21 protein-coding genes are annotated in these 23,396 nt (G+C 36.3%); 14 read left to right on the top strand and 7 right to left on the bottom strand.

Annotated features, from left to right (window positions below; genetic code table 11):
• The first annotated feature begins 8 nt into the window (after positions 1-8).
• Both ACKWCD_RS17095 and ACKWCD_RS17090 read left to right on the top strand, forming a co-directional pair.
• Entirely contained in the window at positions 9-455 is a 447-nt protein-coding gene (locus ACKWCD_RS17095) for a YybH family protein (protein WP_413985181.1), read from the top strand.
• Between the two features lie 271 nt (positions 456-726).
• Positions 727-2,832 (top strand): M48 family metalloprotease, encoded by a 2,106-nt coding sequence (locus ACKWCD_RS17090; protein ID WP_413985180.1) that lies wholly within the window; start codon positions 727-729, stop codon positions 2,830-2,832.
• Between the two features lie 12 nt (positions 2,833-2,844).
• Here the strand turns inward: ACKWCD_RS17090 and ACKWCD_RS17085 are convergent, their stop codons facing one another.
• Together ACKWCD_RS17085 and ACKWCD_RS17080 are read right to left on the bottom strand one after the other, a co-directional pair.
• Entirely contained in the window at positions 2,845-4,971 is a 2,127-nt protein-coding gene (locus ACKWCD_RS17085) for a DUF5916 domain-containing protein (protein WP_413985179.1), read from the bottom strand.
• A gap of 229 nt (positions 4,972-5,200) precedes the next feature.
• The gene (locus ACKWCD_RS17080) at positions 5,201-5,533 is read right to left on the bottom strand and encodes a DUF2853 family protein (protein ID WP_413985178.1); all 333 of its coding nucleotides are present in this window, start codon (positions 5,531-5,533) and stop codon (positions 5,201-5,203) included.
• Positions 5,534-5,789: 256 nt separating this feature from the next.
• On the opposite strand from ACKWCD_RS17080, the gene ACKWCD_RS17075 reads away from it, so the two are divergent.
• From ACKWCD_RS17075 to ACKWCD_RS17055, 5 genes are all read left to right on the top strand, one after another.
• Positions 5,790-6,518 (top strand): MIP/aquaporin family protein, encoded by a 729-nt coding sequence (locus ACKWCD_RS17075; protein ID WP_413985177.1) that lies wholly within the window; start codon positions 5,790-5,792, stop codon positions 6,516-6,518.
• A 78-nt stretch (positions 6,519-6,596) separates the two neighbouring features.
• Positions 6,597-7,478, top strand: a complete 882-nt coding sequence (locus ACKWCD_RS17070; RefSeq protein WP_413985176.1) for an alpha/beta hydrolase — start codon at positions 6,597-6,599, stop codon at positions 7,476-7,478.
• A gap of 23 nt (positions 7,479-7,501) precedes the next feature.
• A complete protein-coding gene (locus tag ACKWCD_RS17065) occupies positions 7,502-8,146 on the top strand; it encodes a GDSL-type esterase/lipase family protein (RefSeq protein WP_413985175.1) in 645 nt (214 codons plus the stop codon).
• Between the two features lie 60 nt (positions 8,147-8,206).
• On the top strand, positions 8,207-9,826 hold the full coding sequence (locus ACKWCD_RS17060; RefSeq protein WP_413985174.1) for a family 20 glycosylhydrolase: 1,620 nt from the start codon (positions 8,207-8,209) through the stop codon (positions 9,824-9,826).
• 91 nt (positions 9,827-9,917) lie between these two features.
• Complete coding sequence (locus tag ACKWCD_RS17055; RefSeq protein WP_413985173.1) at positions 9,918-10,586, top strand: hypothetical protein; 669 nt, start codon at positions 9,918-9,920, stop codon at positions 10,584-10,586.
• Positions 10,587-10,642: 56 nt separating this feature from the next.
• On the opposite strand, the gene ACKWCD_RS17050 is transcribed toward ACKWCD_RS17055, so the two are convergent.
• From ACKWCD_RS17050 to ruvX, 4 genes are all read right to left on the bottom strand, one after another.
• Positions 10,643-14,014 carry an amidohydrolase family protein gene (locus ACKWCD_RS17050; RefSeq protein ID WP_413985172.1) on the bottom strand — a complete coding sequence of 1,124 codons (3,372 nt, stop codon included), beginning with the start codon at positions 14,012-14,014 and terminating at the stop codon, positions 10,643-10,645.
• 96 nt (positions 14,015-14,110) lie between these two features.
• Positions 14,111-14,533 carry a DUF5606 family protein gene (locus ACKWCD_RS17045; RefSeq protein ID WP_413985171.1) on the bottom strand — a complete coding sequence of 141 codons (423 nt, stop codon included), beginning with the start codon at positions 14,531-14,533 and terminating at the stop codon, positions 14,111-14,113.
• Between the two features lie 66 nt (positions 14,534-14,599).
• Positions 14,600-15,190: a peptide deformylase gene (gene def / locus ACKWCD_RS17040; protein WP_413985170.1), complete on the bottom strand. Its 591-nt coding sequence runs from the start codon at positions 15,188-15,190 to the stop codon at positions 14,600-14,602.
• Entirely contained in the window at positions 15,191-15,601 is a 411-nt protein-coding gene (gene ruvX / locus ACKWCD_RS17035; RefSeq protein WP_413985169.1) for a Holliday junction resolvase RuvX, read from the bottom strand. It lies immediately after the preceding gene.
• Between the two features lie 104 nt (positions 15,602-15,705).
• On the opposite strand from ruvX, the gene ACKWCD_RS17030 reads away from it, so the two are divergent.
• The 3 genes from ACKWCD_RS17030 to ACKWCD_RS17020 all read left to right on the top strand — a co-directional run bounded on the left by ACKWCD_RS17030 (position 15,706) and on the right by ACKWCD_RS17020 (position 18,325).
• A complete protein-coding gene (locus ACKWCD_RS17030; protein ID WP_413985168.1) occupies positions 15,706-16,521 on the top strand; it encodes a 2,3,4,5-tetrahydropyridine-2,6-dicarboxylate N-succinyltransferase in 816 nt (271 codons plus the stop codon).
• 97 nt (positions 16,522-16,618) lie between these two features.
• Positions 16,619-17,425, top strand: a complete 807-nt coding sequence (locus ACKWCD_RS17025) for a glycosyltransferase family 2 protein (RefSeq protein WP_413985167.1) — start codon at positions 16,619-16,621, stop codon at positions 17,423-17,425.
• A 105-nt stretch (positions 17,426-17,530) separates the two neighbouring features.
• A complete protein-coding gene (locus ACKWCD_RS17020; RefSeq protein ID WP_413985166.1) occupies positions 17,531-18,325 on the top strand; it encodes a glycosyltransferase family 2 protein in 795 nt (264 codons plus the stop codon).
• Here the strand turns inward: ACKWCD_RS17020 and ACKWCD_RS17015 are convergent.
• Positions 18,304-19,119: a glycosyltransferase family 2 protein gene (locus tag ACKWCD_RS17015; RefSeq protein WP_413985165.1), complete on the bottom strand. Its 816-nt coding sequence runs from the start codon at positions 19,117-19,119 to the stop codon at positions 18,304-18,306. The two genes, ACKWCD_RS17020 and ACKWCD_RS17015, sit on opposite strands and share 22 nt — an antisense overlap.
• A 176-nt stretch (positions 19,120-19,295) precedes the next feature.
• On the opposite strand from ACKWCD_RS17015, the gene ACKWCD_RS17010 reads away from it, so the two are divergent.
• The 4 genes from ACKWCD_RS17010 to ACKWCD_RS16995 are packed head-to-tail and all read left to right on the top strand — an operon-like array spanning position 19,296 to position 23,365.
• Positions 19,296-20,369, top strand: coding sequence for a glycosyltransferase family 9 protein (locus ACKWCD_RS17010; protein ID WP_413985164.1), 1,074 nt, complete (start codon positions 19,296-19,298; stop codon positions 20,367-20,369).
• Between the two features lie 21 nt (positions 20,370-20,390).
• Positions 20,391-21,326, top strand: a complete 936-nt coding sequence (locus tag ACKWCD_RS17005; RefSeq protein WP_413985163.1) for a glycosyltransferase family 2 protein — start codon at positions 20,391-20,393, stop codon at positions 21,324-21,326.
• A 54-nt stretch (positions 21,327-21,380) separates the two neighbouring features.
• Positions 21,381-21,941 carry an L-threonylcarbamoyladenylate synthase gene (locus ACKWCD_RS17000; RefSeq protein ID WP_413985162.1) on the top strand — a complete coding sequence of 187 codons (561 nt, stop codon included), beginning with the start codon at positions 21,381-21,383 and terminating at the stop codon, positions 21,939-21,941.
• Between the two features lie 2 nt (positions 21,942-21,943).
• Positions 21,944-23,365 (top strand): CCA tRNA nucleotidyltransferase, encoded by a 1,422-nt coding sequence (locus ACKWCD_RS16995; protein WP_413985331.1) that lies wholly within the window; start codon positions 21,944-21,946, stop codon positions 23,363-23,365.
• Positions 23,366-23,396: the final 31 nt, after the last annotated feature.

Genomic DNA, 23,396 nt, shown 5'->3' with positions numbered 1-23,396 from the left:
AGAGAGTCATGAAAAAAAATAATACGTACTTGTTTTTTCTATTGCTGTTTTTAACGAGTTGTAATCAGAGTAGCCATACCAAAGACGTGGAGAAATGGAAAGCTGAAATTAGGGCAGTTGAAAAAAAGTTTAATGATTTGGCTCAAGAAAAGGGACTCGCCATTGCCTTTGAAACCTATGCTGCACCAAAGGGTGTAATTCGAAAGGGAGGTAAGGTAATTCAAGGTCCGAAAGCCATTGGCGACTGGTATCGAAACGATAGTAGACCTGGAGAAACATTAACTTGGAAACCAGATTTCATCGATGTTAGCAGTTCAGGGGACCTGGCTTATACTTACGGCGGATATGTTTTCACTACTATAGATTCAACTGGCGCAAAGAAAGAGAATACAGGTACTTTTCATACCGTTTGGAAAAGACAACCTGATGGGAATTGGAAATTTGTCTGGGATTAATTCAATTCCTTTTGGTTAAAATGTCGATTTCAAAATAGAATTTTTAGGTATCTGGCGGATTGAAATACGGATAGGTACTTCCATATTAATCTTTATCCACTTCATAAATATCACCTCTCATTTAGCTACAAAATTTCTAGATGTAGTCAATTGACGTACCGTAATAAAATCAAAGTGAGTCAGGTAATTTCTTACTTTTTTTAAAATAATTCCATAAATAAATAGTTATGATTTACTTAAGTGTCATCCATATAAAACTCCCTTAGCATCTATGTCTTCTACCTATTACCCTTTAAGCCCAACGAACATTCCTAAAAAATTAACTGGTCTTACCCCCTCGTATCAATTTCGGGCCTTTCTGGCCATCCTAGCGATTCTCTTATTTTTCATTTTGTATACCGCAATGGTAGTCGCGCTCGGATATCTTGCTTACTATGCGATTATTTATGATATGGGTAAGGTAAACAAAATCACCATTTTGCTGAAAATAGGAGCAATAGCCGGGGCTGTAATGTTATTTGTTTTTACACTTAAATTTATTTTTAAACTCAAAAATCACAAGTTTGAAAATCGGATTAAACTAGAAAAAGAAAAACACCCAAAGCTTTGGTCTTTTATTCATAAAATCTGTGAAGAGACTGGGGCGCCAAAACCAAAATCAATTTATGTAGATCCTGATGTAAATGCTTATGTTGCCTATAGCAATATGTGGTTAAGTCTATTTCTACCTGTTCGCAAAGAACTTACTATTGGCATGGGCCTAACAGATTGTTTAAATCTATCAGAGTTCAAAGCGGTAATTAGTCATGAATTTGGACATTTTGCTCAGCGAAGCATGAAAATTGGTAGTTATATAATTTCAGCAAATACGATTATTCATGATATGATTTTTGAAAGGGATAAGTGGGATGATCTTTTAGATCAATGGAGAGCATCTGATATACGACTATCTGCAGCAGCATGGGTAATTACGCCAATTATTTGGATTATTCGTCAAATGCTAAATCTCTTCTATCAATTTTTGAATATCATGTATTCCTCACTTTCTAGGGAAATGGAATTCAATGCGGATAAAGTAGCGGTCAGTACATCTGGAAGTGACGCTATTATCTCTGCCTTATGGAAGTTAGATGATGGGTCTAATAACTGGAATAGTACATTAAATCATGCTTACTTAGCTTCTCAAAAGAAGATGTTTGTCAAAAACCTTTATGTGCACAACAGTTTAGTAATCGAAAGAGGGGCAGAAAAACAAGAAGAATTGCTCAATCAGCTCCCAGATGATCATAGAGGTGGAAAACACTATTTTTCGGTTTCTGAAGCTTCTAAAGTAAGCATGTACGCAAGTCACCCGCCGAATGACAAAAGAGAAGATAGTGCCAAAGTACCCTATGTAGTCTGTGAAGAGGATGAAAGATCACCATGGCTTTTATTTGGGAATAAAGAGGAGTTACAGGAAAAGATGACCGTCCTACTTTACAAGCAGTACTTTGCCAAAGAAGTTGATAGTACCGTCGCTACAGAAGCTTTTGAGGACTTTATAAAAACAGAGACTCAAGGAACAGAATTATTAGAGGAATATGACAATGCCTTCCAGGACAGATTTATGCATGTTCCAGAGATTTCCGGACTAAAACAAGCTGCTGCAAAAATCAAAGAACCTTCTAGCACTATGCTTGATACATTAAAATTAGAGTTGAAAACACTAATGTTACCGGTCAAGGAAATTGAAGTTTTGATGGCAAAAGCACAAGAGATTGCTCAGGGTACGGCCAAAGAAAATTCCTTCTCATTTAAAGGAATTGAATACAACAAAAAGAATCTGGAAAGCGGATATACATCACTACTAAAGCAAAGAGAGGAAATTTTCAATGAAAATTTCAAACAATGGGATACCTCGTTTTTTGCTTTACACTATGTGATGGCCGAAAAAATTGGCAAAACAGCTGAACTGACAAATCGATATCAGCAGCATGATATGCTTTCAAAATTATATAAGAAAATCACTGGGATTAAAAATAGTATTCTTCAATCACTCAATAACCTACAAGAAAGAGAGGACGTAACCCAAGCACAAGTGCATTCGCTTACCCAGAACATCAAACAAATGGCTGATTCAATAAATGATGAATTAAAAGCATTAGACAGCATCAGCTTTGTTCCTATGCCAAATATTGACACTGTTCAAGAATTAAAAGAGGCTATTGTTGAAGGTGGGATTTTTAAGCGTGAGCATGGGAATATTTTTGAAAACGGAGGCTTCAATACAATGATGAATAGAATAGAAATAGCCATTCAAAGCTGCCAGCGAATAGACCAAAAAAGTGTTGGTTCGATTTTGGCCTTTCACAAAGAATTGCAAAAGCAAGTCGCATAGTCCGTTCAAAAACTATTTCACCAAATCAAAGATTCGAGTGTACTTGATGATAAAACTGTTATTTAACGGGTCACCATCTTGCAAGTTATAGTTCCAAACTACGAAGAGACCTGTATTTGCTTGCTGTAGCCATCCGAAACGCAGATTAGCGGCCCAAAGTTTATTTGTAGTGTTATGCTGAATCAAACCTTGTAAATAGATATTCGGTTTAAAAGCATAGGACAAACGTGTACTTAAAATATTCGCCGTGAAATCTCCATTGGGCAGCTGGAAATTGTTGTACTGAAAAGTTGCATCAATGTTGAATCGGTCACCAGCACGATATCTTCCTGTAATAGTTTCTATAAATCTTGTACCTCCGAAAGAACCACCGATAACTGAACGCAAATTGACCGAAAAGGGTTTACTCTGATTCGTGAAAAATATAAGTTGTGATTCTGCATGATTGTAAACACCGGCATCTACAATAACGTTTTTCCCTCGGGAAATGTCAAAAGGATTTACAACTCCCTCCTTAGTAATATTTACACCAGTATGTAGTTCGTTACCACTTTTCCATTCAAAATGGTTATCTAAATGTAGAAAGCCTGTTTCTTGAAATCCGTCAAAATTCCAATACCCTCGGTAAGAAATATGCGGACGATACTCTAAAATTTTAGCATCTGGTTTTTTAGGCCGCAAATGATATAAAATCAAACCTTCAGGTTTCTTAAATGAAGAACGCAATAGAAAACCTACTTCAGGGTTAAAGCCCTCGCCTACTTCGGTATAGCCAGCTCGCATTTCAAGATTGTTCCAATTGTAGGTAGTTTGAAGCTTAAAAGAATGCGCATTATCGCGATCATTTGGGTCTTTGGTTTGCGCATAGAAGCCTGACATACGGGCCTTTCGGCCCAAGCCTAACTTTCCATCTAAGGCAAAGGTTCGGTTGTAGTTGTCATCAGATTGTAAACCTTCCCGATTAATAAATACAGCACCTAAAGCGGAACGCCCCTTAAACTCATGGTTGAACCTTGCTACTGTAAAATTGTTTTCTTCAATTCCTTTGTCACTGACATCCTCGGTCCACATACTAAGAAGTCCCACATTGGTACGATTTAACTTTCCAGACAGTCGTGCTCCCCCAATAATGGGCACCACATTTCCATTGTCACCAATACCAATCCGACGACTAAAAAAGAGGTCCACTTCTCCGGGACTACCCACACTAAACAATCCGGCATTTTCTAAAAAGAAAGGTCTTTTTTCAGGAAAGAAGAGATTAAACCGGTCAAGGTTGACCTGTTGATCATCGACTTCCACTTGAGCAAAATCTGTATTATAGGTTAGATCTAGCGTTAAACTTGGCGTGATACTATATTTGATATCACCACCAAATTCAAAATTCGTATCGTGTACGGTTTCAGGCAGGGTATAATCTGAATCGAACCGAGTGAGAGCATAGGGAATCAACTTTAAATTACCAGGGCTACGCAAATCTAAGTTTGTTAAGGTACCTGCAAGTGAAAGCCGCTTTAAATCAAGACCTACAGGCATCTCAGCCCAAAATGCAATCTCATTAGTTTTTCGAATATTTCGTCTAAAATTGATACCCCAATCCTTCCCAGACTGGAAGCGTAAGGTTCTTAATGGAATTGCAAACTCAGCACTCCAACCAAAGTCTCCAACTTTAGTTTTTACTTGCCATGCACCATCCCAGTTAAGGTTAAACCCGCCAATGGTTCCGCCTTGTTGTCTGTTCTGATTGAAATTACCCTGTCCTTCATTATCAACTTGGGCGTCATATTCAACTCCCAGAGAATTGGTGCCGAATATGAATCCATTTTGACCATCCTTGTAGGTATCCAAAATAAATAAAAATGCATCTGTATTGTCAAGATTAGCATCTCTTCGAGCATCAGAAACTACCAAACTGTTCGGGTTCGCATCATAACACACCACAGAAACATAAAATACCTCTGGTGTATAGGCCACACGAATATCTGTTTTTTCACTTGGTGCTTGTCCAAAATTAGGCTGTGCCTGACTCAATTCGCTAATGGGTTCTATGGCCTTCCAGATTTGGTCATCTAAAACATTCCCATCTATAGAAGGAGCATTTTCTAAGGCAATGGCAGCAGCGGTCGGTCGAGGCTTCAAATCACTTGTATTAATTTGGTCTTGAGCATTTAAAAAAAATAAGCCACAAAAAAAACAAAGAAGAGGAATACAATTTTTAAAACAATACATAGCGAAGGGTTGGTTGGTTTAGACAAATTTCACTCTGGTAGGTTAGGTTAAATGTACTTCGAAATGATTGAATAAAAAAAACCCCCATAAATGGAGGCCTTCTTTATATTACGTTAAAACTATTTATCGTTTTAGTCGCTTAGCTTAATTCATTTGCTACCAAATAGTAAAACGCTGGACGGTTTTTCATGCGAATACCAGACATTTTATCAGCTACTTTAGTAACCGCAGCCATAGCCTTGTCTCTGTCAGTAACACCTAATTTTTTTTCACAGAAGTTTCTGCAAACAGTTTCCAATTCAGATTGGTCGCTGCCAGAAACCAAGGTAGCATCTTTATTATCAACCATTGATTTTAAGCTATTTACATAACCATCTAATTGATCATGGTTGATATTTGAAACACCACACTCATTTAGTTGTGATACCGCAGTTGCTTTTAAGGCTGCTAATTTTTCATCTCTGTCGCTCATGGTACTTTTGTTTTAAGGTTTAGATAAACTTGTTTATACTTATTTCAGAACTGTAAGGTAAAAATTTCTTTAACAAAAAAAGAAAAACAAGGGTGAAAAATTTATATTTCATATTTGAATATATCGTTAGATAGCAGCACCAGCGCCAAAATGAGCTTTTTAGCACAACGTGTTTTCAATAGGTCATCATCCTCTTTTTAAGATCAAATCTTGTTGATTTTTTATATCTTCCATCACTAATAATTAACACTCCAAAATGGAAGTCTATTTATTCGAATTTATAGGAACTGCATTACTTATACTTTTAGGTAATGGTATTGTTGCAAATGTTGCACTTAAAAACACTTTTGGTGGTGATGCAGGATGGGTAGGTATTACTATAGGTTGGGGAGTAGCGGTATTTGTTGGGGTTTTTGTCTCTGCAGATGTTAGTGGAGCACATCTAAACCCGGCAGTAACAGTTGGTTTTGCTACTGCTGGAAAATTCGCATGGTCATTGGTTCCTGGTTATATTATTGCTCAGTTTTTAGGAGCAATGACGGGTACAACTCTAGTATGGTTATCTTATAAAAAACAATATGATACCACTGAAGATCAAGGAGGGATTTTAAGCAGCTTTGCCAATACACCCGCTATTCGTAGTCCGTTTTGGAATTTTATCACAGAGTTTATCGCCACTTTTGCTTTTGTATTGGCCATATTTTATATCGCCGGAGGTAGTATTTCTGATGAGGCCATATCATTAGGTTCTTTAGATGCCTTACCTGTTGCGCTTTTAGTACTTGCTATTGGTATAAGCTTAGGTGGGCCAACCGGCTACGCTATTAACCCGGCACGTGATTTAGGACCTCGTATAATGCATGCTATTTTACCTATCAAAGGCAAAGGAAGCAGTGCCTGGTGGTATGCGTGGATTCCTGTTTTCGGGCCTATTGCTGGCGGAGTAGCAGCAGCTTTAGTATATCTTTGGATAGAAATGATTTAAAATCTAATAGAAACAGTTCTCTCCTTTACTGAAACGAGTTCAGCACAAACGAGGGAATGAAAAATAAACTAATTAATAATGAAAAGAATCATCATACTATTACTCTGTGTTAGTGCAGGTAATTTTACCACGGCCCAAGAAATAGTTCAAATACCTCATGAAAAAGCAGCCGGCATTACCTGGGAAGGCAGCGAAAAAGCCTACTACTCTAAACTCTGGGAAAATGATGTGGTGACCAACGTGTCTATTCCCACCATGGAAGTCTTTAGACCTGAAAATCCGAATGGTGTATCGGTTATCGTTGCACCGGGTGGAGGACTTTATGCATTGAGTATAAAGAGCGAGGGAACTGATGTTGCCAAATGGTTAAACCAACAAGGTATTACCGCTTTCGTTTTAAAATACAGATTAGTACCCACTGGTGAAGATGGTGTTCAAGAAATTTCGGATGAGGCGGCAACAAACCCTGCGCGGATTGGAGAACGTGTTGCACCCGTACTTCCCTTTTCTTATGCAGATGGTTTAGCCGCTATAAAACATGTTCGTGAAAATGCAGATACCTTTAAAGTTGATTCAAGAAAAATCGGTTTTATGGGATTCTCTGCGGGTGGTGCTGTTACCATGGGAGTAGCCTATAATTATGACAAAACAAATCGCCCAGATTTTTTAGTTCCCGTTTATCCTTGGACGCTTGTTATGCCTGTTCAAGAAGTGCCAAGAGATGCACCGCCTATGTTGGTTATCTGCGCCAGTGATGACCCTCTAGGGTTAGCACCTGGTAGCGTTGAATTATACTCTTCTTGGCTCAAAGCAAATAAGCCTATTGCCCTACAGATGTATGCCAAAGGCGGACATGGTTTTGGAATGAAAAATCAAGGGCTTCCATCTGATGATTGGATCAAACGTTTTCACGAATGGGCTATCGCTCAAGATATAATAATTCCTTCGGCAGCCGAGTAAATAGCATTTTGATTTCCTGATTCATGAAATACTTCCTTTATATATTAGTTGCCTTACCTATTTTTTTAAGTGGACAGGAAATGCCTCCTTTCTTTGAAGAGGTTGAGGCGATCGAAAAAAAATATGACTCTCTTTGGGATAAATCCAAAGAAACCATTGTATTTACAGGAAGTTCAAGCATTCGTATTTGGAATGATTTAGAGGAAATGTTTCCAGAACATCAGATCGTAAATTCTGGTTTTGGAGGTTCGCAAGCATCTGATTTATTGAATTATTGCAATAAGCTCATCTTGAAATACAAGCCTAAAAAAGTATTTATTTATGAGGGGGATAATGATATTTCAGTTGGAAAAAAATCTAAAGAAATTATCAAAGATATTTTAGCTATCATATCTGAAGTCAGAACACAAAATTCTGCCACCAAAATTGTTTTGATCTCTGCAAAACCAAGCATTGCCAGATGGAATTTGAAACGCAATTATAAAAAGTTAAATCGAAAATTTAAAAAATTGAGTCGAAAAGATGCCGATCTTTTATATGTTGATGTTTGGAAACCAATGCTAGAAAAAGGAAAATTGAAGCAAGACATTTTTATAGAAGATGGTTTACATATGAATGCCAAAGGTTATGCAATTTGGTATAGCACCATAAAACCCTACTTAGAATAAGTTTCAGCCAAATTGCTGCGATAAATCAAATAAACGAATACACCTAAACATTTTAAAGAAATGAAAAATTCGACACTTACCAGAAGTCTATTGCTTTTTCTAGTCATTATCATAGGTAGTGCCTGTACCCAACAAAAAAAGAAACGCAGTATAGATTTTCCGAAAACAGATTTAGCCGCTGAAAACATGATTCCGAAACCTCTAAAAGTGATACCAACAAATGGTGGTTTTGCTCTAGATGAGTTCACAGCCATTTATACTTCTGAAAATGCTGCTGGTTTCGAAGAAGTAGGTGAATTTTTAGCAAAAAAAATCAAAGGAAAAACAGATTTAGATGTACAAGTGAATGTTGCTGAAATTCCCAATTTAGAAACGGTTATTTATATCAATCAGTCTGATAGCACAGATTTGATGGGGCCTGAAGCTTACCAACTCTATATCACCCAAGATTCTATCATTTTGAATTCGAATACCGCTGCGGGTGCCTTTAGAGGAATTCAAACCATACGCCAAATCATTCCCGAAAAGAGTAATGATACCTTAACAACAAATCCCGTTTGGGCAATTCCGACAGGAAAAATTATTGACAATCCACAATTCGAGTATCGGGGTTCAATGCTCGATGTAGCACGTCATTTCTTCAGTGTAGAAGATGTGAAGAAATATATTGACTTGCTCGCTTATTACAAATACAACGTATTGCACTTACACCTGACAGATGATCAGGGTTGGCGCATAGAAATCAAATCATGGCCGCTTTTGACAGAGGTCGGAGGAAGCACTGAAGTAGGTGGTGAAGCTGGCGGATTCTACACACAAGAAGAATACAAAGATATTGTAGCCTACGCAGCCGAACGTCATATTATGATAGTACCCGAAGTTGATATGCCTGGTCACACGAATGCGGCATCCGTTTCTTACCCGATTTTTAATGGGAATGGAATCAAGCCTGAACTATATGAAGGCACTCAAGTTGGCAAAAGTACATTTGCAACAAGAAAAGACACCTTGTATTCTTTTTTAGATGATGTAATCGGAGAAATTGCCGCCATTACTCCCGGACCATATTTTCACATCGGTGGTGATGAGAGTCATGTAACCAAAAAGAAAGATTACATCTACTTTGTTGAAAAGGTCGAAAAACTTGTTCAAAAACACGGCAAAAGAATGATTGGCTGGGACGAGATCGGACAGGCCGATATTGATTCGACCTCGATATCCCAGTTTTGGTCAAGCAAGAAGAATGCTTTGAGTGCCGTTGAAAAAGGCATGAAAGTTATAATGTCTCCTGCGAAAAAAGCCTATCTCGATATGCAATACGATACCTTATCAAAACATGGCCTGCATTGGGCGGCATACATTCCCACAGACACAGCGTATGTATGGACCCCAGAAGAATACGAAGGCATTCCCTTAGAAAGCATTCTAGGCATTGAAGCTCCTTTATGGTCGGAAACAATTAGCGATATTGGAGAATTGGAATATCTGGCCTTTCCTCGTGCTATCGGCTATTCAGAACTTAGCTGGACGCCTCAAGAAAATAGAGATTGGGAGAATTATAAAGTCCGTTTAGCGAATCAAGCTCCTTTTCTTGATCGCATGAATGTGAAATATTACCCTTCGCCTTTAATTGATTGGAAGAAGAGTAAGTATTCGTATACAGAGATAGAAAAAGATTAAGTTTTGAAGTTTTACGGCTTGATTGCACAATATATTTGGGTAATTACGTTTTCAAATAAGATTTCGAATACTAATCCAACCCCCTATTCTTATGAAATTCTTAAAAATTACATTTCTTATTTCTATAATTATTTTCTTAAATAGCTGCGCTTCTAGTTATCAAACGATAAACCCTTCAAATTTAAATTACAAATCTAGAGTCGTTTCAAATGAGGTCATTTTGGAATACAAATATGATCTCTTAGATAAGAAATATGAAAAGAAGGAAACTAAAAAAAATGTTAGATTCGTTGCTTTGAAAATCACGAATAATTCAGATCGAGATCTAACTTTTGGTACTGATATAAAACTTGCATATGATAATAACAGTGCCGTAAATATAATGACCAATAATCAAACTTTTAAAAGCTTAAAACAAAGTCCGGCAACGCACTTATTATATCTACTACTAGCACCTGTGAATCTTTACACTACAAAGACAACTAATAGAGGAATAGAGCAAAAAAGCACTCCAATTGGTTTAGTAATAGGACCTGGTTTAGCAGCTGGTAACATGATAGCAGCTGGTTCGGCAAACAAAAAGTTCAAAGACGATGTATTTCAGAAGAGTATTGATGGCGTGGTTATCGAACGTGGAAAAACTGCCTCTGGATTAATTGGAATTCGATCAAATTCATATGATGCTTTAAAACTACTCTTTGAAGGTGACCAAACAGCTAAATCATCAATTACCAAAGATACAATTGATCACGAAGAATAGGCTTTCAATATTTAATAAAAAAAGGATACTCTAGAGTATCCTTTTTTTATTAAATATTATTTTTTTACACCTGGCAAGCCTTTAGGCTTTTTAGTTTGCCAATTAAATTTCTCCGCCTTTTTTTGCTCTGGCCAAACCTCATCTAGAGTATTTGCATCAAACACTTTTCCATTTTTAATAACATGGCTAAGCGTATTTGTATGTCGTAAATCATCTAAAGGATTCTTATTAAGAATTAAAATATCTGCCAATTTACCAACTTCAAGACTTCCTAAGTCAGTATCGAGCCCGATAGCTCTAGCTCCCTTAATTGTTGCCACTTTCAGAGCATCGTACTTATTCATACCAGCACTAGCAACTGACCATAACTCCCAATGGAATCCCAGACCTTGTAACTGCCCATGACTACCTATTCCTGCCAATCCATCAGCTTCTACCAAGTCCTTCATAAATTCCGCATGTTTTTTAAACACATGTTCATCATCCATAAACCAACCCGGTCTTCTTCTACTTTTACTCGCAAGTTCTTTATAAGGCGTGAAATATTGTAATTTCTGATCTCCCCAGACATTCTCTCTCGAATAATAATAATTCTCAGCCCACGGCCCTCCGTAGGATACTAGAAGTGTTGGTGTAACCACCATTTGAGATTCTGCAATCGTTTTAACTACATCATCATAAATTGGATAAATCGGTAAAGAATGTTCGTGACCAGGGTAACCATCTAATAATTGCGTCATGTTTAATTTAAAATCTAACCCACCTTCTGTGGTTGGCATCAATTTTAGTTCCTTACATGCCGCTATAACCCATTGACGTTGCTGACGATTTCCTACCAAATACATTTTTATAGTCTTCGTATTATAGTAGTTGCTGTATTGTCGCAAGACCTCTTTGGTTTGATCAAGACTTTCTAATTGATAGCCCCAAAAACCCAATCCTGGTCCGGTACTGTAAACTCTCGGGCCATCTATCATTCCTGCCTCTACCATATCGGAATAAGAAAGCACATCTGTGGTAGCCGTTTGAGGATCTCTAGTTGTAGTAACTCCATATGCTAGGTTTGCAGCATACATCCAAACTTGATTTTTATGAATACCCCATGTCGGCCACATGTGCGCATGGGTATCAACAAAACCTGGCACGATGGTTTTACCAGAAACATCGATCACTTTAGCATCTTCAGGAACTTTTAGACTTCCCGAAATTCCTATTGCTTTGATACGATTGTTTTCTATAAGAATATCGCCAAATGAAATGATTTCTTTTTCTTTCATGGTAAGTATGCGACCACCTTTAAGAAGTAAAGTGCCTTTTGGAATATACTTTTTATACTTTACATCAATCTTGAACTCTTCAGCTTTGAATTTCGGATCTTTCTTTTCTTCTTCTTTCTTTATTTTCGTTGAATCAGATTTCTGCTCTACTTCCTTTAGTTCTTTTTCTTTTTTCTTGGCAGCAGCCAGACTATCTGCATAATTCTTTCCATCAGCTATATCGTATCTAAAATGACTAGCGCCTAATGACCAATGTACCTTTTTACCGTTTGCAGACCAATTGGCAAACTCGCCTCCAACAACGGTCAATTTCATAGCAGGAAAAGCCGCCTTATCAGCTTTTGCAACAGAAACTGTAGGCAATTTTCCGTATCTAGGAATGGTAACAACATAAACATCATTGTTTATTTCCGCCAAGGCGGATTTACCATCTGGAGATATGTAAATGTATTCTGGTTTTGATGATTTGTCTTTGTCGTCTGCCTTAACTTCTGAAGGAAGCAACGTATGTTCGCTAAGTACATCTTGAGAACCATATGTAACAATTCCTTTGATTTTTAAATGTTTTTTTTCATCAGTGCCATCCCACCGCAGCGAAAGCAATTCACCATTTTTATTATGCAAATAAACGCGATCATCACCTTTGGTAAAATGAGGATAAAACCTTCCCTTTGCCTTATCAATCAAATTGAGGCTGCCTCCTTCACTAGAAACCCACATTAAATCTTCATATGTCTGATTTGAAGTTGCTTCCAAAACGTCTTGAAATGTTTGTGTGGTACCTCTATGAAAAGCTATTCTTCTAGATTTATAAGACCACTCTGGATAGCTATAAGCCCCTTTTTGTTGCGTTAATTGAATGGGGTTTGGTCTTCCGTCCACATTTACCTTATAGAGATGTCCACCTCCTTCTTTCCATGTAGTAAAAACTAAATGCTTGCCATCAGGAGACCAATCAGGGTGTGCCTCTACAAAATCATTCTTGGTAAGCCGTTTAGGGGTTCCATTAGGAAAATTCATTACATACAAACGATCAAGAGCTGTAAATGCGAGCTTTGAGCCGTCCGGTGAAGGTTTAGCATCACGAATTTGAGTGACCAATGCTTCCTCAGCATCATCAATAGGGTATTTAAATGAGAGAAGTGGACCCATGTCTAAACTCACATCCACTGAAAATGGAATTTCAACCGCTAAATTTAAGCTAACTGAAATCGAGTATATTTTTCCACCATAAGAAGCGACAAGGTTCTTACTATCCGGAGTAAAAGACATAGCAGGCAGTACACCTAATGGTGCAATTGATTCTTGCTCATCACGCTGCACCGGGTAAGCTAACCATTTTTCATTTCCAGATTTAATATTTCGAATTACTAAGCCTGTCTCATCTTCAAAACGCGTACCATATACCAACCAATTACCATCAGGAGACAAGGTAGGTGTGAAAGCAGAGCCATATTTGGAGGTTATGGTATTGATATCGCCATCTTCCATGTCATAAGTAGAAATTTGATATTGCGGTAATCGCGCATTGTAATTCCAAGCTCCTCTTCGTTGCGAGAAATATAAGAGTTTCCCATCTGCACTAAAAGCTGGGTCAATAAGTTTAATATTCTCAGGCTTGCTAACCAATTGACTTCCAGAGCCTCCACTTTTGTGATAAATATGTGGTTTGATATTTCTTCTTCCTTTTACTCCGACAATGTAGTCGCCGTCAGGAGTCCATTCAGCTGAGAAGAAATTGTGTTTTTTCTCCTGTGTTACTTGTTTTTCTTCTTTAGAAGATAAATCCAATGTCCAAATGTTATCAGATCCGCTTTTGTCTGATATAAAAGCTAAGGACTTCCCATCGGGACTATACCTAGGGTGCACATCATATTGCATGCCTTTGGTAATTTGTTTTGCCTTTCCGCCAGTTATTGGTATTGAATAAATATCACCCATTAGGTCAAAAACAATTGTTTTGCCGTCAGGACTTACATCTAAAGAAATCCATGTTCCCTTATCTGTTGTAAACGAGATATTTCGTTCAGGTTCTAATGGGAGTTCTTTGGTTGCTTTTTTTGTGGAGTCTTTTTTTTCTTGGGCAAAAAGGGGAAAGCAAGCTAAAAAGGCAAAAAACATAGCCAATCCTCGAAAGGTCTTATTGTGCATTAATATTTGGTTTAGCATTAATCTGCTAAATATAGCCAATAGTTAGCACAAAAAAACCCCGACGACTGTCAGGGCGCATTATTAAGTGTTAAAGTTTTATTCTTCTTCTGAAGTAGAATCTTCATCATCTGATGAAAAATCAGTAATCCCGTTTTCCTGCAACAGATTGTACCATTGAATTACCTTTTTAATATCACTTGCATATACACGGTCTTCATCATAATTAGGCAGTACTTCAAAAAAGTACTCTTCAAGTTTAATTTTTTCAGATTTATGCGGAGTTGATGTCTTTCCTCCTTTTTCCTTCACTTGAATTTTTTGAAACACTTCTCGAAGCGGGAGCTCCTCATCTAAGGTATAGATAGCAATTTCTGAAAGAACACTCACATTACTTCTTAGGCTCACAGTTATTTTTCTACCATCTAGTAAAGACTCCGCGACGAAACCGCTTCTAGTTTGGGTAACCAATTTATAAAGTCCTGGTTTTCCACCTATGGATAAAATTTTATCTAAACTCATCTCTATTCAATTACTCTAAAAATTTGATGCGCAAATATGAAACATTTCTATGGATTGCCCATGTCTTTAACGTCCTTTTTTAGCATTTGGAAAACGCATTCGATAGTCAACATCAATCTTTCCTTTTGAAATATTTGCCAATCTACTTTTCAAAAGGCGTTTCTTTAATCCAGATAGTTTGTCAGTAAAGAGAATTCCCTCAATATGATCATATTCATGTTGGATAACTCTTGCTAACAATCCATCGTATGTTGCCGTATGAGTTTTGAAATTTTCATCCATATAGGTAACCGTAATGGTATCCATACGCTTCACATCTTCACGAACATCAGGTATGCTTAAACATCCTTCATTGAATGCCCACTCCTCACCTACTTCTTCATCGATACGTGCATTGATGAATGCCTTTTTGAAGCCATCAAGTTGTTTCCGCTCTTTTTTAGAAAGTTCTTCATCATCTGCAAAAGGCGTAGTATCTACCAAAAAAACACGAATTGGCAATCCTATCTGAGGGGCAGCAAGCCCGACACCTTTTGCGCCATACATAGTTTCCCACATATTGGCAATCAATTCTTTAAACTTCGGATAATCTTTATCAATATCCTTTCCGACCTTTCGCAAAACCGGATCTCCATACGCTACGATGGGTAGTATCATTTAATTTTTGTTTAAATAGGCTTGAAGAATAATAGTTGCACTAATCTCATCAACCAATGCTTTATCTCTTCTTTGTTTTTTCTTTAGACCGCTATCAATCATCGCTCGAACTGCCAATCTCGAAGTAAATCGTTCATCCTCGCGTTCAACGGGAATTTCTGGAAAAGTTTTCTTCAAACGGTTTATAAAAGGGGCAATAAACATTTCTGCTTCTGAAGGAGTATTATTCATTTGTCTTGGTTCACCTACAACAAATTTGACCACCCTTTCTTCCAACATGTATTTTTTTAAAAAATCTAGTAATTCATGCGAGGGAATGGTAGTAAGTCCAGAAGCTATTAACTGTAATTCATCAGTTACTGCAATTCCTGTTCTTTTTCTACCATAATCAAAGGCTACTATTCTTCCCAAATTACTTTTTTGGCAAAAATAAAGTATAATTTGTTATAAGTATAAAATTGACTGACGATTTCATGAGTGACTACCTATATTTGTCGAAATTTTAGAACTGGAATATGACCGATTTAAGAAATACCATTGAAAGTGCATGGGAAAACCGTGAACTATTGAAAGAAGCTTTAACTCAAGCAGCTATCCGAGAAGTAATTAATTTATTAGATCAAGGAACACTGCGATGCGCAGAACCAACAACAAATGGATGGCAAATTAATGAATGGGTAAAGAAGGGAGTAGTACTTTATTTCCCTATTCAAAAGATGGAAACCTTGGAAGTAGGCATATTTGAGTACCATGATAAAATTCCTTTAAAAAGAGGTTATGCCGAAAAGGGAATTCGTGTGGTGCCTCATGCGGTAGCAAGACATGGTGCGTATATTTCAAAAGGTACCATATTGATGCCAAGTTATGTCAATTTAGGCGCATATGTTGATGAAGGAACAATGGTTGATACTTGGGCAACTGTTGGAAGCTGTGCTCAGATTGGAAAAAATGTTCATTTAAGTGGAGGAGTCGGTATTGGAGGTGTTCTTGAGCCTTTACAGGCTGCACCAGTTATTATTGAGGACAATGCTTTTATAGGATCAAGATGTATCGTAGTTGAAGGTGTTCGCGTTGAAAAAGAAGCCGTTTTAGGAGCAAATGTGGTTTTGACAGCTTCAACTAAAATTATTGATGTAACTGGTTCTGAGCCAGTTGAAACAAAAGGTAGGGTTCCTGCACGTTCAGTTGTTATACCAGGGAGTTACACAAAGAAATTCCCGGCGGGAGATTATCAAGTGCCTTGTGCGCTTATCATTGGCACAAGAAAAGAAAGCACTGATAAGAAAACATCATTAAATGATGCTCTGAGAGAACATAATGTAGCTGTTTAATTTTGTAAGAATTTTATTGAGGAAGTATACTATTTTCCATTTTTTGAAGTTCTTATACCAGACCACTCCAATATGAATAACCTACGTAATCATAGCTATGGGGCTTCAAAGAACAAAAATAACAGCACTTGTTATTACTTACAATGAAATCGGCTATATCGAAAATTGTCTTAAATCGATAGAATTTGCTGATGAAATTATTGTAGTTGATTCGTACAGTACCGATGGTACTTATGAGTATCTAACTGCTCAAAATAATGTCAGGGTTATTCAACATCCTTTTAAGAATTATACTGCGCAAAAATCTTTTACATTAGAACAGGCCTCGAATGACTGGGTAATTTTCGTTGATGCTGATGAAGTTGTAACTTCAGAATTACAACAAGAAATTGTTGCAACAGTTAATGGTTCGAAAAATCATGTAGCCTATTGGTTTCGAAGAAAATTTATGTTTCAAAAAAGAAGACTACGCTTTAGTGGTTGGCAGACTGATAAAAACTACCGCCTTTTTAGAAAAAGTAAAGTAAAATTTTCTGATAAACGAATAGTTCATGAGACTCTAGAAGTTAATGGTACTTCTGGTATCTTAAAATCTAAGCTAACCCACTACTGCTATAGAGACTTTGCTAACTACAAACATAAAATGTTGCTATACGGCAGAATGAAAGCCAAAGAAGCTTTTCAAAAGCAAAGACGTTTTAGCGTAGCCTTGCTATTGATAAAACCATCTTATCGTTTTCTATATAATTACATTGTACGATTTGGAATTTTAGATGGTATTAAAGGAATTAAGGTTTGTTACTTGAATGCCTTGGGCGATTGGGAGCGATACCTAGAACTAAGACGTTTGGAACAAGAACAAGAGGCACCAAGTTTAAATCCAGTTTCTCAAAGAAGCAACTAGTTTTCACGCCTTACATTCTTAGTAAAAATTTTCATTTTTAAGTCGTAGAACTTTCTTTTATGACTAACTTTGCATTAAGTTTTCACCCCAATAAAAGCTTCTACTTTGCATCAATCAAAAAATCAAATATCTGCTGTAATCATTACCTATGACGAAATAGGGTACATTGAAAAATGTATAAACTCCGTAGAGTTTGCAGATGAAATTGTGGTTGTTGATTCATTTAGTACAGATGGTACTTTCGAATACTTAAGCAACCATCCTAACGTAAAAGTTATTCAACACCCTTTCGAAAATTTTACTTTACAAAAATCGTATGCTTTAGAACAAGCTACAAATGACTGGGTGCTATTCTTAGATGCAGATGAAGTGGTATCAACAGAACTCCAAAAGGAAATAACAAAAACTGTAAATAGTAATACTGATCTTGTTGCTTTCTGGTTTTACAGAACTTTTATGTTTAAAGATGAAAAGTTACGCTTTAGCGGCTGGCAAACTGACAAAAATTACCGCCTTTTCAGAAAGAGTAAAACTAAATTTTCAGACAAAAAAATCGTTCATGAGACTTTAGATATTGATGGTAAATCTGGGATATTCAAAGAAAAACTTACTCATTTCTGTTATAAAAACTTTGAAGATTATAAATCTAAAATGCTTAAGTATGGTCGCTTAAAGGCTAAAGAGGCATTTTACAAAGAGAATACGTTTAGCTACCCTTCACTTTTATTAAAACCGCTCTGGAAATTTGTAAATCATTATTTCCTTAGGCTTGGCTTTTTAGATGGGAAGAAAGGAATTGTTATCTGTTACCTGAACGCGCTCAGCGATTTTGAACGCGGTAGAGAACTTCGTAAACTTGAAAAAAAGAATGAATTGGCTTATTCCTTAGTAATGCCGTGATAGGTCCACACGCTCTTTTTTTGCCTAACCTCTTTTCGAATTACCATATTTTTAGCAATTGCTTCAGGAGTTCTATAACTTCTTTCATGATCAAGATGCACACACACAGCACTATAACGAAATTGTTTTGATTTAATACCGAAGTTCATCAGGCGTTCACCAAATTCACGATCTTCACCACCATATTGCATTCGTTCATCGAAACCATTTACGTTTAAAATATCGTTCTTCCAGCCAGAAGAATTATGACCGTTCCAGCTTGCTTTGGTAGGAGTGAATAGGTTTAAGAATTTAGAAATAAATCCTTTAGAGGTTAGCTTATTATTTTTAAAGGTATTCGGTAATCCTTTATTTTTTAGCCATTGAATATTAAAGCAATTTTGTTGTTCAATATCTTCTAAAGTAATGGCCTGAGAAATATTCATAGGTAGCATATAATATCCCCCAGAAATAAAAACACCGGGTTCTTTATTGATATAATGTACTTGAACGAAATCTTCTCGTGGAATACAATCACCATCTGTCATTATAATATATTCAGACGTGCTCGCAACAATAGCTTTATTTAAGATTTTGCATTTTTGAAATCCATCATCCTCTTGCCACACATGTTTTAATTGATACGAAACCATATCTCGCATCGTATCAATAAGAGATTTTGTCTCAGAACCAGATCCGTCATCAGCAATTATAACCTCAAAATCTTTATACGTTTGACAATGAAAACCCCAAAGCACTTTTTCTAACCAATCAGGTTTATTATAGGTACTAACAATAACACTTACGGTGCTCATTGAGAATTGTTTAATCTTTACTCGAATTACAAATGTAGTTTTTTGATTTTCATCTTCAATAAAATTTGATGTATAAAAAACTTAAGCATACTTAATATATTTTTGATCATTGACATTTGTGGCAATTAAAACTAAAGATGTCTATTTTCGTATGAAATACAACAGATAGTTTATTAATGCCAGGCAAGAAGTTTCTTATTATTCAACAAAAAATGATAGGTGATGTGCTCACAAGCACGGTTATCTGTGAAAAATTAAAGAATATATACCCTGATTGTATTATTCATTTTGTTGCCAATGAAAATACGCTTGCTGTTTTGGAGCATAACCCGAACATTGATAGGATAACCGTTTTTGAAAAAAAATACAAAACCAGTAAGAAAGCCTTTTATATATTTTTAAAATCACTACGAAGAGAATCGTATGATACCGTTATTGACGCTTACGGTAAACTAGAGAGCAACCTCATGTCATTGTTCTCAAGAGCTGAATATAAAATCGCTTTAGAAAAATGGTATACCCGATGGATTTATTCTCATACAATCAAAGAAAACCTTGTTCCTCAACATAATATTCCATTAGCTATTCAGAATAGGTTGAATTTACTAAGCCCGATATTGAAAGAAACCAATTCAGATATATATTTTCCAAAAATCTATTTAACAGCGGCTGAAATACAAAATGCAAAAAATGAAGTTACGGCTCTCAAAACTAGTCCTGAAGAAAAATTCATAATGATTAGTATTTTGGGTAGTAGCCCAATGAAAACATATCCGGCGGAGTACATGGCTGAAGTGCTAGACACTATTGCCTCGCATACGAACGCAAAAATTTTATTCAACTACATTCCTAATCAAAGAGAAGAAGCGTTCGTTATTTATGAAAAATGCAAGGCTGTAACTCAAAAGCAGATTGAAATAAATTTTTATGCGAATTCACTACGTGATTTTTTGTCTTTATTATCCCAATGTTCAGTACTCATTGGAAACGAAGGTGGCGCGGTAAACATGGCAAAAGCACTTCATATGCCAACCTTTTGTATATTCAGTCCGTTTATATTAAAAGGCGCTTGGCACTCTGATAGTTCACAACTTCATAAAAGTGTTCACTTACGAGACTTTAAACCGGATACTTTGAAGAACGTGGATAAAAACTACATCAAAAAAAATATTCAGAATTTATATGCAGATTTTGAACCCGCACTTTTTCAAGATTCCTTAGTCGAATTTCTAAATCACCACGCTAATTAATATTTGAAGCATTGACGTAAAATGATTGAAAAAAAGTTTGACATAGCAATAATTCTAATCAACTATAATTCTTCAGAATACACTCAAAAATGTGTTACAAGTGTTTTGAAAAGCACCAGCAAGTCTATTTCATTTCAAATAATTATAGTGGATAATGCTTCACAGAAAGAAGACTTTCAAAAGCTTAAAATATTTATTGACAATCTATCTGAAACAAACATCGAGTTACATAGAAGTAGATTCAATACTGGTTTCGGTGGTGGTAATATGCATGGCGTTCAATTTGCAAATGCCAAGTATTATCTGATTTTGAACAACGATACTTTGATGATAGATGATCCGATAAAAGCGTGTTTTACTTTTATGGAAGGACATTCAGATGCCGCTGTTTGTGGACCTCAAATTTATAATGAAAATAATGAAAAGACTGTTAGCTTTGACCACTTTACTTCTTTTGCGCGAGAGGTCTTTGGACGAAAAACTCCAGAAATTTTATTTTCGAAACCCAATAGAAAAAAGGAATATTCTAAACCTATACTTGTGGATTATGTAAACGGAAGCTTTATGTTTTTCCGAGCTATGGACTTTGATGCTGCGGGCGGTTTTGACACTAACATTTTTCTATATTTTGAGGAATGTGACCTTTGCTATCGACTGAAAAAGAAAAACAGAAAAACCTACTTTATTCCGAATGCATCCTATATGCATCATCAAGGCGCTAGTATTGACAAGGCCAAAATACCTATTGATATCAAAATCGAATTGAAAACATCTATGTTTTATGTGATACGGAAAAACTATGGGTATTTACATTATCAGTTACTGCGACTAGTTTTCATCATCCGTTACGGACTTACTTCTATCGTAAAACCAAAATACTTTAGACTATTTCATCGAATTCTTATAGGACTTCCTTTAGGGAAATCTCTGAAACAAAAACAACTTATTCACACATAATAATTGAACTTCGCTACAAAGAAAACTTATTTTTGCACTTAATTATAAGTAATAATGACGGAAGAAATCAATAAGGCAATTTCTGTATTAAATACAGACGGACTTATTCTGTATCCAACAGATACGGTTTGGGGAATTGGCTGTGATGCTACAAATGAAGAAGCAGTAAAAAAAGTGTATGCCTTAAAGCAACGAGAAGATACCAAAGCGCTTATTTGTTTAGTGGCCAATGATGCCATGTTGGAGAGACATGTTACTGAAGTACCTGAAGTGGCTTACGATATAATGGACTTGTCATTAAAACCAACAACTATTGTTTATGATGGTCCTAAAGGAATCGCTAAAAACCTAATTGCTGATGATAATACGATTGCAATTCGAGTAGCATCTGATAAATTCTGTCAATATTTAATAAACAAATTCAAAAAACCTATAGTTTCTACCTCGGCCAACATTTCTGGAAACCCTACTCCAAAGCAATTTTCTCATATCGAAGAAGGTATTTTAAAAGGTGTAGACTATATAGTAAATTTGCACCGAGACAAGGTGGCTAATGTACCTTCAGCAATCATCAAATTAAGTACTGATGGTGTGGTAAAAGTGATCAGAGAATAATGATGCAAAAGAATTTTCAAGAAGCACTTCAAGATCCGATTTTTAAAATACTTACAAAAGCCTCTAAAGATTTAAACGTTGATGCTTATGTAATTGGAGGTTTTGTGCGTGATTATATTTTACAGCGCGGTACTCCAAAAGATATAGATATCGTTGCTGTTGGTAGTGGTATAGAATTGGCAAAAAAAGTAGCATCACTTTTACCGAATCAACCCAAAGTTTCTGTATTCAAAAATTTTGGTACAGCGATGTTAAAACATGGCGATATAGAACTTGAATTCGTTGGTGCGCGACAAGAGAGTTATCACCGGGATAGCAGAAAGCCCGTTGTAGAAGATGGTACCTTAGAAGATGATCAAAACCGAAGAGATTTTACCATAAATGCTTTGGCTTTATCACTAAAGGAAAGTAGCTTTGGTGATTTAGTAGACCCTTTTGATGGCATCTCAGATCTTGAAAACAAAATTCTAAAAACACCTCTTGAGCCAGCTATAACATATTCCGACGATCCTTTAAGAATGATGCGGGCCATTCGATTTGCAACACAGCTGAAGTTTCAGATAGCTTTACCTTCTTTACAGGCTATTACAGAAAACAAAGATCGAATTGAGATTATTTCGAAAGAACGTATTGTTGATGAGCTGCACAAAATATTAGCAAGTGATGAACCTTCTATTGGTTTCTCTCTCATGCATAAAACGGGATTACTTCCTTTCATACTACCGGAGTTAGTAGCACTTCAGGGCATTGAAGAAATTGAAGGTCAAAGACACAAAGATAACTTTTGGCATACGTTAGAAGTTGTAGATAATATCTGTGAAACAACGGATGACTTATGGCTCCGCTGGGCCGCTTTGTTGCATGACATCGGAAAAGCACCGACTAAAAAATTTCATAAAAAATTAGGTTGGACGTTTCATGGCCACGAATTTGTAGGCTCAAAAATGGTCTACAAGCTTTTCAAAAGACTACGAATGCCCTTGAATGAGAAAATGAAATTTGTTCAAAAAATGGTTTTGATGAGTTCTCGACCTATTGTATTGTCTGAAGATTTTGCAACTGATTCGGCAGTTAGAAGGTTAGTTTTTGATGCAGGAAATTATGTGGATGATCTTATGACGCTATGCGAAGCAGATATTACTACGAAAAACCCTAAGAAGCAAAAAAAGTATAAGAACAACTTCAAGATAGTTCGCGAGAAAATTCAAGAAGTAGAAGAACGCGACCACGTTAGAAACTTTCAACCACCTGTTTCTGGTGAAGAAATTATGCAGACCTTCAACTTGAAACCTTCTAAAGAAATTGGCATAATTAAAGAAGCCATTAAAGAAGCAATTTTGGAAGGTGAAATCCCTAATGAGTATGAAGCTGCAAAGACACTGATGCTAAAAAAAGGCAAAGAACTCGGTCTTAGTTTAGCCTAACTAAACCTCAATTATTCTCAATTTTCTTTGC

The organism is Maribacter taeanensis (assembly GCF_047345145.1).
GTDB lineage: Bacteria > Bacteroidota > Bacteroidia > Flavobacteriales > Flavobacteriaceae > Maribacter_C.
The sequence above is the reverse complement of the archived record's forward strand: the minus strand, read 5'-3'. Positions and strand labels throughout refer to the sequence as shown.

Coding starts and splice junctions, on each gene's coding strand:
- ACKWCD_RS17095 (WP_413985181.1), top strand. CDS start 9: ATGAAAAAAAATAATACGTACTTGTTTTTTCTATTGCTGTTTTTAACG.
- ACKWCD_RS17090 (WP_413985180.1), top strand. CDS start 727: ATGTCTTCTACCTATTACCCTTTAAGCCCAACGAACATTCCTAAAAAA.
- ACKWCD_RS17080 (WP_413985178.1), bottom strand. CDS start 5,533: ATGAGCGACAGAGATGAAAAATTAGCAGCCTTAAAAGCAACTGCGGTA.
- ACKWCD_RS17075 (WP_413985177.1), top strand. CDS start 5,790: ATGGAAGTCTATTTATTCGAATTTATAGGAACTGCATTACTTATACTT.
- ACKWCD_RS17070 (WP_413985176.1), top strand. CDS start 6,597: ATGAAAAGAATCATCATACTATTACTCTGTGTTAGTGCAGGTAATTTT.
- ACKWCD_RS17065 (WP_413985175.1), top strand. CDS start 7,502: ATGAAATACTTCCTTTATATATTAGTTGCCTTACCTATTTTTTTAAGT.
- ACKWCD_RS17060 (WP_413985174.1), top strand. CDS start 8,207: ATGAAAAATTCGACACTTACCAGAAGTCTATTGCTTTTTCTAGTCATT.
- ACKWCD_RS17055 (WP_413985173.1), top strand. CDS start 9,918: ATGAAATTCTTAAAAATTACATTTCTTATTTCTATAATTATTTTCTTA.
- ACKWCD_RS17050 (WP_413985172.1), bottom strand. CDS start 14,014: ATGCACAATAAGACCTTTCGAGGATTGGCTATGTTTTTTGCCTTTTTA.
- ACKWCD_RS17045 (WP_413985171.1), bottom strand. CDS start 14,533: ATGAGTTTAGATAAAATTTTATCCATAGGTGGAAAACCAGGACTTTAT.
- def (WP_413985170.1), bottom strand. CDS start 15,190: ATGATACTACCCATCGTAGCGTATGGAGATCCGGTTTTGCGAAAGGTC.
- ACKWCD_RS17030 (WP_413985168.1), top strand. CDS start 15,706: ATGACCGATTTAAGAAATACCATTGAAAGTGCATGGGAAAACCGTGAA.
- ACKWCD_RS17025 (WP_413985167.1), top strand. CDS start 16,619: ATGGGGCTTCAAAGAACAAAAATAACAGCACTTGTTATTACTTACAAT.
- ACKWCD_RS17015 (WP_413985165.1), bottom strand. CDS start 19,119: ATGAGCACCGTAAGTGTTATTGTTAGTACCTATAATAAACCTGATTGG.
- ACKWCD_RS17010 (WP_413985164.1), top strand. CDS start 19,296: ATGCCAGGCAAGAAGTTTCTTATTATTCAACAAAAAATGATAGGTGAT.
- ACKWCD_RS17005 (WP_413985163.1), top strand. CDS start 20,391: ATGATTGAAAAAAAGTTTGACATAGCAATAATTCTAATCAACTATAAT.
- ACKWCD_RS17000 (WP_413985162.1), top strand. CDS start 21,381: ATGACGGAAGAAATCAATAAGGCAATTTCTGTATTAAATACAGACGGA.
- ACKWCD_RS16995 (WP_413985331.1), top strand. CDS start 21,944: ATGCAAAAGAATTTTCAAGAAGCACTTCAAGATCCGATTTTTAAAATA.